Origin of the sequence: Priestia sp. SIMBA_032, assembly GCF_046535215.1 — a bacterium.
GTDB lineage: Bacteria > Bacillota > Bacilli > Bacillales > Bacillaceae_H > Priestia > Priestia aryabhattai.
Genome location: NZ_JAWRXD010000641.1, coordinates 1 through 272 on the forward strand (window position 1 = coordinate 1; position 272 = coordinate 272).

The following is a 272-nucleotide window of genomic DNA, read 5'->3' on the forward strand; positions in this document are numbered from 1 at the left end:
AATCGCGTAGGTTAGGGGACTATATTTCATCTTTAATTTTACGTGATCTAGATGATTCATCTAATGGAAGAAAAGCAGTAGAAGACAAAAAAACCTATGAAATGCTCGAACATATTAAGAATGAATTAGCTGATTTAAAAACATTAGCAAAAACGACAAGTTTTGTAGGAAACCATTCCTTCAAAGAAGAAGAGACTTCAAAGGTTCCCCAACTGAAAGAAGGAAAGATTGCAGATTTAGAAAATATATCTGGCTCATTAGACGATGACGAC

At 33.8% G+C, this 272-nt stretch carries 1 protein-coding gene; it reads left to right on the plus strand.

Annotation, left to right across the window (positions count from 1 at the left end; all coding sequences use genetic code 11):
• Positions 1-272, plus strand: a 272-nt coding sequence (locus SB717_RS35815) for a hypothetical protein (RefSeq protein WP_410907725.1), incomplete at both ends; no start/stop codon positions are given.